The 8087-nt window shown below is 61.7% G+C and carries 8 protein-coding genes; 3 read left to right on the top strand and 5 right to left on the bottom strand.

Annotation, left to right across the window (positions count from 1 at the left end; translation table 11 throughout):
- The 3 genes from DJ70_RS02660 to DJ70_RS02655 form a co-directional block, all read right to left on the bottom strand.
- A partial coding sequence (locus DJ70_RS02660; protein WP_094529880.1) for a hypothetical protein occupies positions 1 to 2168 on the bottom strand: 2168 nt, incomplete at its 3' end.
- 830 nt (positions 2169 to 2998) lie between these two features.
- A complete protein-coding gene (locus tag DJ70_RS17150; protein WP_179233930.1) occupies positions 2999 to 3160 on the bottom strand; it encodes a hypothetical protein in 162 nt (53 codons plus the stop codon).
- Between the two features lie 594 nt (positions 3161 to 3754).
- The gene (locus DJ70_RS02655; RefSeq protein WP_094529878.1) at positions 3755 to 4243 is read right to left on the bottom strand and encodes a hypothetical protein; all 489 of its coding nucleotides are present in this window, start codon (positions 4241 to 4243) and stop codon (positions 3755 to 3757) included.
- 387 nt (positions 4244 to 4630) lie between these two features.
- On the opposite strand from DJ70_RS02655, the gene DJ70_RS17910 reads away from it, so the two are divergent.
- The 3 genes from DJ70_RS17910 to DJ70_RS02645 all read left to right on the top strand — a co-directional run bounded on the left by DJ70_RS17910 (position 4631) and on the right by DJ70_RS02645 (position 6250).
- Positions 4631 to 4756, top strand: a complete 126-nt coding sequence (locus tag DJ70_RS17910) for a hypothetical protein (RefSeq protein WP_275542343.1) — start codon at positions 4631 to 4633, stop codon at positions 4754 to 4756.
- A 223-nt stretch (positions 4757 to 4979) separates the two neighbouring features.
- Complete coding sequence (locus tag DJ70_RS02650) at positions 4980 to 5813, top strand: ParA family protein (RefSeq protein ID WP_094529876.1); 834 nt, start codon at positions 4980 to 4982, stop codon at positions 5811 to 5813.
- On the top strand, positions 5813 to 6250 hold the full coding sequence (locus tag DJ70_RS02645; RefSeq protein WP_245810653.1) for a hypothetical protein: 438 nt from the start codon (positions 5813 to 5815) through the stop codon (positions 6248 to 6250). The genes DJ70_RS02650 and DJ70_RS02645 overlap by 1 nt, the downstream gene beginning before the upstream one ends.
- Positions 6251 to 7163: 913 nt before the next feature.
- Here the strand turns inward: DJ70_RS02645 and DJ70_RS02640 are convergent.
- Together DJ70_RS02640 and DJ70_RS02635 are read right to left on the bottom strand one after the other, a co-directional pair.
- On the bottom strand, positions 7164 to 7787 hold the full coding sequence (locus tag DJ70_RS02640; RefSeq protein ID WP_094529874.1) for a DUF7718 family protein: 624 nt from the start codon (positions 7785 to 7787) through the stop codon (positions 7164 to 7166).
- Entirely contained in the window at positions 7784 to 8017 is a 234-nt protein-coding gene (locus tag DJ70_RS02635) for a helix-turn-helix domain-containing protein (protein WP_094529872.1), read from the bottom strand. Before DJ70_RS02635 ends, DJ70_RS02640 begins: the two co-directional genes overlap by 4 nt.
- Between the last annotated feature and the right edge of the window lie 70 nt (positions 8018 to 8087).

The following is an 8087-nucleotide window of genomic DNA, read 5'->3' as shown; positions in this document are numbered from 1 at the left end:
GAGACGAGTTTTCGGGGGGTGGTCCGCCGGCCGTCGAACCCGCGGAGCAGTCGTCCGGAGTCCAGCTGGGCGAGGGCGTAACGTACCTCGGCGGCGTCGACGCGGCGGCCCTCGTTGTCGCCGGCGAGGTACTGGAGCGCGTCAGCCACGTCGAACGGCGTCCGAGCGAGCCCGTGGAGCACGGACGTCGCCTCGGGAGTGAGGCGAAGATCCTTGGTCGCCAGCATCCGGCGGGCCGTCTCCGCAACCTGTCTCCGCGTCGGCTCGGTCCGCACCTCGCTGCGGATGGCAATCTCCGGGGCGTCGTCGTGTGGGTCGAGGCCGCCGAAGTGCTCGCGGAGTGAGTCGGCGACGGCCTCGGTCTTCCCGGTGAAGTCCCCGACGAGCGTCCAGGAGCCGATGAGCCGAGCCCACGGATCGCCGGCGTCGACGGTCGGGTTGAACGCCTGGTGTCGCTTGTCCGACCGCTCCTCGAACAGCTGCCGGTAGGCGACGTGGTGGCCGTAGCGACTCCCGATCGCCGAGCCGATGGCGAGTGACCGGAACAGCGCATCACGACGATCGTCCTCGAACCGCCGGGAGTACTCGGGGAGCTTCACGACTCGGGTGAGGTCGACATCGACGAGGTCGAGCAGGTGCGTCAACGAACCGGCCAGTCCAAGGGCGTCTCTGGTGATCGGACCCCGAAGGTCATCGTCCTCGGCCTCGGCGTACTTCTTGGTGAGCTCACCCAGATCGTTCGCGGCGTCGAGGAATGTCTCGCGGAGTTCGGCGTAGGAATCCACCTCGTCCGGGAGCCAGCCGATGTTCCGCATCCCACGGAGAACGGCCTCGCCGTCCTCGAGCATGGCGAGGACGTCATGTTCTTGGAGTCGCTGCTTCGTGAGAACACGGTCGAAAGTCCGGCGGTCGGCGAGGGCTAACGCCAGCGTCGTCCACACCTGGAGCGGGTTGTCGCCCTCGGCGGTGACGACGAGCTGGCCGTCCTCGTGGTGCCAGCGCCCTTCGGCCCGGTCGTCTTGCTGGGCGATCGGGTAGTCAACCATGGAGATCCCCGACTCAACCGCCGTTCCAAGGGCTGCGGCAGCCGTCCGGCGGCCACTGTAGCGGGTCTCGTGGTAGGAAGGGAGACGGTAGCGGTCGGCGGTGCTGGGTGGTGCGGTCTCAGGCGGGTCGGCAGCCTCCCCGTGTGTGCGCGGGGTTACACGGCTATCGTTGGAGAGCTTTCCGGGATCGCTAACGCGCTCTCCAAGACGCCGCTGTACTGCGATTTCTGCCTCGTAGAACTGGCGCCCACCACTCGTCAGTTCGACACGCCGGTTCTGTGAGGAGCCGAACGTCGCCACGAGGTCGGCGTCGACGAGGTCGCTAATGACCTGCCGGACACGCGACCGGCCCACGCTGAACTCGCTGTACAGCCGGCTGTAGGCAAGCGTCTCCGTGTCCTCCTCAGCGAGCAGGGAAAGCGTCCGGGCATGGCGCCCGCCGGCATCGACGACGCTCAGCGCCGCAGTGAGCGCCTCCTCATCGAGCCCTGAATCCGACCGATCACTAACGCCGGGAAGATCGTCGCGATGGTGGTGCGCGAGCCACGCCCGGTCAACTCCCGAGCAGACGAGCCGGATGTCGGCCGCCTTTCCGAGGGCCGCCACGAGGCGACACCACGACCGGCGTGTCTCGGCGTCGACGTCACGGAACCCGTCGGGCAACCGGATCGACACGGTCGGCGTGTGGTCGCTCTCGACGAGCGGCGCGATCGCGGCGTGGACGTCCTCGAGGTCAGACCGGAAGCCCATCGGTCGGCCATTTCCCAGCTGGGGCAGGGTCGCGACGGCCTTCCAGAACCACCGATCGGATCGGTCGCGGGCGAGGGAGAGCAGCACGTCGACGAGCGCGCCGTCCAAGGCGTCGTCGACGACATCCTCGATCACCGTGCGCGCATCGGCAGTCGTGCCGCCAGCGACGAGTTCACGAACAGCCGTGACGACCTCGCCGGCGAGGCCAGCTCCATCCCACGGGTCCACGAGTTGCTTCCAGAGCCCGGTCGCCGTCGGCTCTGGATCCCGTACCGAAATCTCGCAGAGAGGAGCGACTTGTACGTACGTGACCCCCTGAGTCGATCCCGGAGACCCGGTGTTCTCGAACGCCGTCTGGGCGTTACCGCTCATCGCCGACCTCCTGTTGTTGGTTCATGGCCTTCCGACCGGAGTTCGGAGAGAACCCGATCCGGGACCGCCTCAAGCGACGGTTCGGTGTCGATCTCACACGTACTGCGGCCGCCACGTTGTTGGAGCGTGGTCGTTCGGACGTGCTGGAGCAGCGCACCTCGAGCGTAGATCCGAAACAGCGCGACCTTCTGGGTGCTCCTACTCTCACGCCATCTGAAGCTGCGGCTCTCGACATCAGCGTCTCCTCCCGTCGGTGTCGGTGAAGTGGCGTGGGGCGAATACACGCCACTCTCGACAGTCTGTATACCTTCATCAGGCTCTGTGGCCGCCGAGAAAGCGCGCGTCGACGGTGCGCCACACTGGAAGGCTAGAGCCGCCGCTGCGTGGCAACGCTTAAGCCCACCGGGTGAGAAAGGGGAAGTGTCCAACGGCCCCTTTCTGCGCGAGATTGCTTGCCTAGCTTTGCCAATGTCTTCCCGGGGACTTCTTATAAACCTTCGCAGGTGTCTGACGTTGCTGTCGGCAGGATTCTGAATCTCGACAACATCTCGACGATCCTGCTGCTCGGTACTCCGAAGCGTATCACCCGTGAAAGCGTCCATCCTATCGATTTTTAGCCTCTCTCGTAGGCAAGACGGACGGGCAGCAGCGCACAGAAATTACTTGAACAGTGGAAACGAAGAGGCTGGTAGACACCAGCTCGGTGTCGTGCTCGGTCAGCCCATGCGGCTGCCTCGTCAGCGATTCGATGACGGGAGCTAAGTCCTGGCAGACTCGTGGGCTCCCGTCGTCGGTTGTTCCAACTGGCCCACTGGGTACAGGAGCCATGCCTACGACTCCGCTTCATGCGTGCCGGCGTTTTCGATGAGCCGACACACGACGTCGTCGTAGGTGTCTCCCCGGCTCTTGAGATCGTGGAGATCGTCGGCTGTAGACGGTGCGACTCGGATCGTCGTCACTGCGGTGTTTCTCTCAGTTTCTGATTCGCTCATGATTTGAGTGTTGGATAGCCCAGCAGCTCAGTGGGTTCGTGCACTGGGCACACAGCGAGCAGATTGGCAGCTCCCGGTTGGTCCTCGAGAACTGCTGAAGTCGTGGTCGTGTGGAGCAGCGTCTCCGTTTACGCGCTTACTCCAGAGAAATACCTAAGAGGGCCCGCCGCTGTGAACGGGGGACCAAGGCTGCGCCGAGGAGTTGTGCCTGTGTTTGACGTAGTTTTGTCCGGGGCGACCGTCTTTCCGGCCCTGTCATTTCGACCCCTGCGTGCGAGGCATTGGGTCGCCCGTCACCGGGCTGTTATCGGAGTTCGGTGTTGTTTCCGGACTTCTGTGTTCCGTACGGAGTCTCCCCCGTGATGCCGTCTTTCCGGCCCTGTCATCTCAGCCCGCGCCTCCATGGCATCGAGCTGCCGGTCGCCCGGTCCTCGGTCGCTTGGTACAGAAGTGACACCGGCTCTCCGTCTTTCCGGGTTGTCACCTCGTGACCAAGCTCGCTACGTCATTGGGTTCTTCGCCCTCGGTTTGCTCGACCACGGCGATCGCTCGCCTTACGCACACATACATCGTGTTGATGTATAGTTCTTATGCTCAAGCAACGTTCTCGGCAGGTACATCGTGCCGTTCTGTCCGATTTACCCTGGTGGGGGTGGGGAGGGGGAACGTCTTGATCAGTGGTAGGACGAACCTGACGACGTGAAAGTTCAGCGCGACTACCATGCCGAGTAGAATGAGGCCCTCTAGGAGGAGATAGCCGACCTTGAGGCCGACGTCCAAGAGCTCCGGTCGTCGTTTGAGCAGGCAGCTGACACCGTTGAGGCCCTCGCCAGATTCTTCGATGCCGATGTCGACGTTGCGAAGTCGGCCTCGGCCGGCGCTGACAGCGACACTAAGGAGATGCGTGAGCGCGTCGAAGAGTTCGAAGTCGAGAATGAACGCTTTCGCCGGCAGGGCGGGGGTGACCTGCTTCACCCGCTCGAAGACTACGAGGCGTTCCTCAATTGCGATTCGGTCCGCGAGGCCGCCGTTCGTCGAGAGAAGACGGAGCAGATGATGAATGAAATCTAAGCCTTCACGCACACCATCGTCGGTACGCTCGCTAATAAGATCAGGTTTCAGGCCACGGCATTCCTCTACATATGCTTGTGGGACAGCCGGTGGGGCGGTTGATACGCTTTCCGCAGCACCCCTTTCGGTTCCGCTGTAGGGTGGCTTCCATACTGCGATTTTATCTCACAGAAGCAGTTTCACTCCGGTCTTGCTACGCTTATGTGTGTTGGGGGCTTTTCATTGCCTGTAACGTCACGCACCGTTTGACTGACGCCTTGACGTTACCTCACAAGTCAGTCATGTAGATGCCGGGCGGGTCCGAACATCCGAACCTACAAGGCCCATCCAGCCCAGTCAACCATTGCGGCGCAGGGGGCCCACCCCTGAGCAGGTGCGTACTCCTGTGCCGTTCCGTCCATGAGCTCCAAGCACGCCGATCGAAACGGGGACGACAAGGACGAACCGCCGACGCTACTTGAACGGCTGCGGATGACGAAGATCGTCGTGAAGATCGTCGTCATGGTCCAGCAGCTACTCGGGTAGTAAAGCAAGTGGGCTCCAGCTTCCTGGGGCCCACCCCTGAGCAATTCAACCTTCGAAGGTCGTGGGCATAAATCCCACTATTTTGTTAGTGAGTGAGCTGGCTGTAGTCTATACTGGCTGTATATTTTAGTTATATCGACTGATTGTACTGACTAGCACAACTAGTTGTACTCACTCGTTTGTCTGACGTGTCTTTATGACGAGCGAGCCCAACGCGTGATATATGCTCACGTATACAACCTACTCCGAGGCTGGGGGCGTCGGGAAGACGACGCTCGCTTCGAACCTCGCTGACGCGCACAGCCAGCACGACCGGGATGTCCTCGCTATCGACCTCGACCCGCAGAACGGCTCGCTCACCTACCTACTCGGCGTCGACGCGCCCCGGGAGGATGGCGACGCGGACAATATCGCCCGCCACCTCATCGACCGACCGAAGGGCGATCTTGAGGATCTCATTCACGAGACGCGGTATGGGTTCGATCTAGTGCCGAGCCACAACATGCTCGAAAACCTCGCCGATCTCCTCGCCCGGGCCTCATCGATGGCGGAGGATCTCGGCGAGGAGTTCGAGCGCCACGACCAGCTGCGGCAGGTCCTCCTCGAGGCGGGCATCCCAGACAAGTACGATACCATCGTCGTGGACCCGCCGGCGACCGCGGGCCCGCACCTCTACAACGCGATCGGTGCCACGCGCTCACTCGTGATCCCCTTGGAGCCGACCGGAAAGGGTATGCAGTCCATCGACGGCCTTCGCGACGTCGTCCAGGGCTTCGAGGAGACTGTCGACGTCGCCGTCGGCGTCCTCGCGGTCGTCCCGAACGGCGTCGGCCGGACCACAGACCAGCAGCGCTACCTAGAGCGCATCCGCGAGCTCGGCTACGACGCGCCCGTCGCGATCGGTGAGCGGGCCTCGCTGTTCGAGGGCTGTTGGTCGGAGCAGACTACGGCGTTCGAGTATGTCGACGAACACCGCTCCCGGAAGCGCGATCACGAGATGGAGACGCTCGATCAGCTCCGCGACCTCGCCGGCCACCTCGAGGAGGTGAGCGCCTGATGGCGAACGGGATGAAGTCCGGCAGCGGGGACGACCCGTTTGCCGACGACGATGGGAGCGACGAGGACGACATCGACGAGGTCCACGAGAAGGACACGCCGGAGCCCGACGACGACTCGCTCCAAGAGGACGTGCCGGCGCCGGAGCCGACGTCCACCGCGACGCCTGGGATCCCTGACCATCCCTCGGACGAGTCCTCGCAACTGCCGTGGATCCACCGTCGTGACGGCGTGAAGGACGACCGCGACCACAAGACGATCCACTACACCGAGCACACCGTGAAGCGGGAGCGGCGGGAGCTCCGGCCGGCGCTCGAGCAACGCCTCGGTGACGACGTCGAGCTCACCGACGCTCGCGAGGCCGCGTACCTGGTCGGGATGGACCACGTTGACGAGGTCGCGGATGTCCTCCGGGAGTGGGGATACGACATCGAGTGAAATCGCTAATCTGTATCGTGACATACGCTATACGAAACGTCGACCACGGGGTGTGAGCCCGGATCGATCCGGGATCGAGTCGTCTTTTCCCCGGGTTCGATCCGGGAAGAACGGGCTGTAGAACGCAGTGAACAGGCTACACACCACGTTTCCGGAGTAAGTAGTGCTATATTTCGGGATTAGAAAGAATATCCCGAGATATGAAACTGCCGCTTCAGTACGTAGTCTGTAATCAGCAACTTCCCAGAGTATTATCACACCGGTATCTGGCACTGGGCTGCGTGGGATTAAGCTGAGGTTTGCTTCTGACAGGTCAAAACCCAAACATATTTAAGTGAGGAGTTCTATATGTGTAAACAAGGCAGTCGGAGTCCGCTGGTGGATCAGTCGGATTTCGGTTGCCGAAGCACGTAGCGGCGCTCAAGTCGCCGCATGGCTCTTTCGAGCCCGACGGTTGTAAGAGCATACAGACAGAGCGGCTTATATCTCTCTCATTAAATGTCTACTAACGGAGAGAATAGCCCAAGTACTGATGGGTATGGGTCTGAACCAGAACCCAGCCCAGACGTACTTCGAGTTCTCGGCACTCTGTGTCTCCTGATGCTGCTGGGCGTTGGCATCGTGGAGATTTCAACGATGGCACTTGTACTGCCAAACGTTGTCGCAGTGTGCGGAGCCATAGGCTTGGTTCTGCGAGTCTGTGGTGTTCCGCTTACCCCTTAGCCGAAGGGGGAATCTGAGACACAGAGAGTAGAGGCGCCTATTGGGCTTTAGGACGGCCCTCTACTTGGTCGTACAGAAAGGAGAGAAAGCGGGAGTCCGCTGGTGGATCAGTACACCACCATGTTGCCCCTCGCTATATAAAAATTTAGCGTTTTATACGGCCTAGAGACAGTTATCTGGAGAATGTATCCTATTCGTCGACGACAGTCGCTTCCTCAGGGGGAGCAATCTCGATCTCGGCGGCACCGCGCTCGACCTCCTCGGGTGTCCTCCCCTCGGCCTCGGCGAGCAGCTCGGTAAGCTCCTCGTCCGAGATAATGTCGGCGTCGGCGGGGGCTTCGCGGCTCATACCTCCCTCTACCCGTTGCGAAGGCATAAACGTGGGTGTTGGTTCACCACCGTCCGACCACGATGGGGGCCGCCCTGGCGACCGGCGCTCCTCGTAGACGTCGATAAAGTACTGAGCCTCACGTTTGAAGTAGTTGACACAGCGGCGGATCACGTCTCCCCGATTCGATGACAGGGATGAGTGAGCGAGCTTGAGATGAACGGGTCGTTTTGACTGTCGGTCGATGTCGACGTGGAGCCCTTCATGATACACGTCGTGGCCCAATGCCGAGGTCTCGTTGTGGTCCATCCGGGCGATCCACGTCCACTTGATCGGGTCGGTCGAGACGCGGTAGTAGAGCTGAACGAGAAAGCGCGGGATGCGCTGCTGCCGCCGGTCAAACCCAACCGTGATAAGACAGTCGCGACGGCCGGCTGGAACGTGCTTGGAGACGTCGTAGCCGGTCGGCAGCGAGGGGGCACTCATTCGTTCGAGGCATCGGCGTCGCCGTCGTCAACGAGCCACACGAGCGAGTTCCCGACCATCTTGCTCTCCACTTTTCCCTCCTCTTCGAGCTGCCGCAGCCGGTAGTCTGCCCCCTGCCGAGTCACGCCGACGGCGTCCGCGATCTCCTTCGTAGACGCCGGCGCATGCTCGCGTATGGCGTCGAAGTACGCGCTTTCTGGATGGGTCACACCCTCTGCTACTTGCTCCATGTAAAAATAGACAAGTCCAAGCCCCTTAGTTCTTGCTACATAGCAAGTTATAAGTTGACTGGCTACATAG

The sequence above is a fragment of the Halorubrum halodurans genome, from assembly GCF_002252985.1.
Lineage (GTDB): Archaea > Halobacteriota > Halobacteria > Halobacteriales > Haloferacaceae > Halorubrum > Halorubrum halodurans.
Note: the sequence above shows the minus strand (reverse complement) of the source record. Positions and strands in the feature narration are given on the sequence as shown.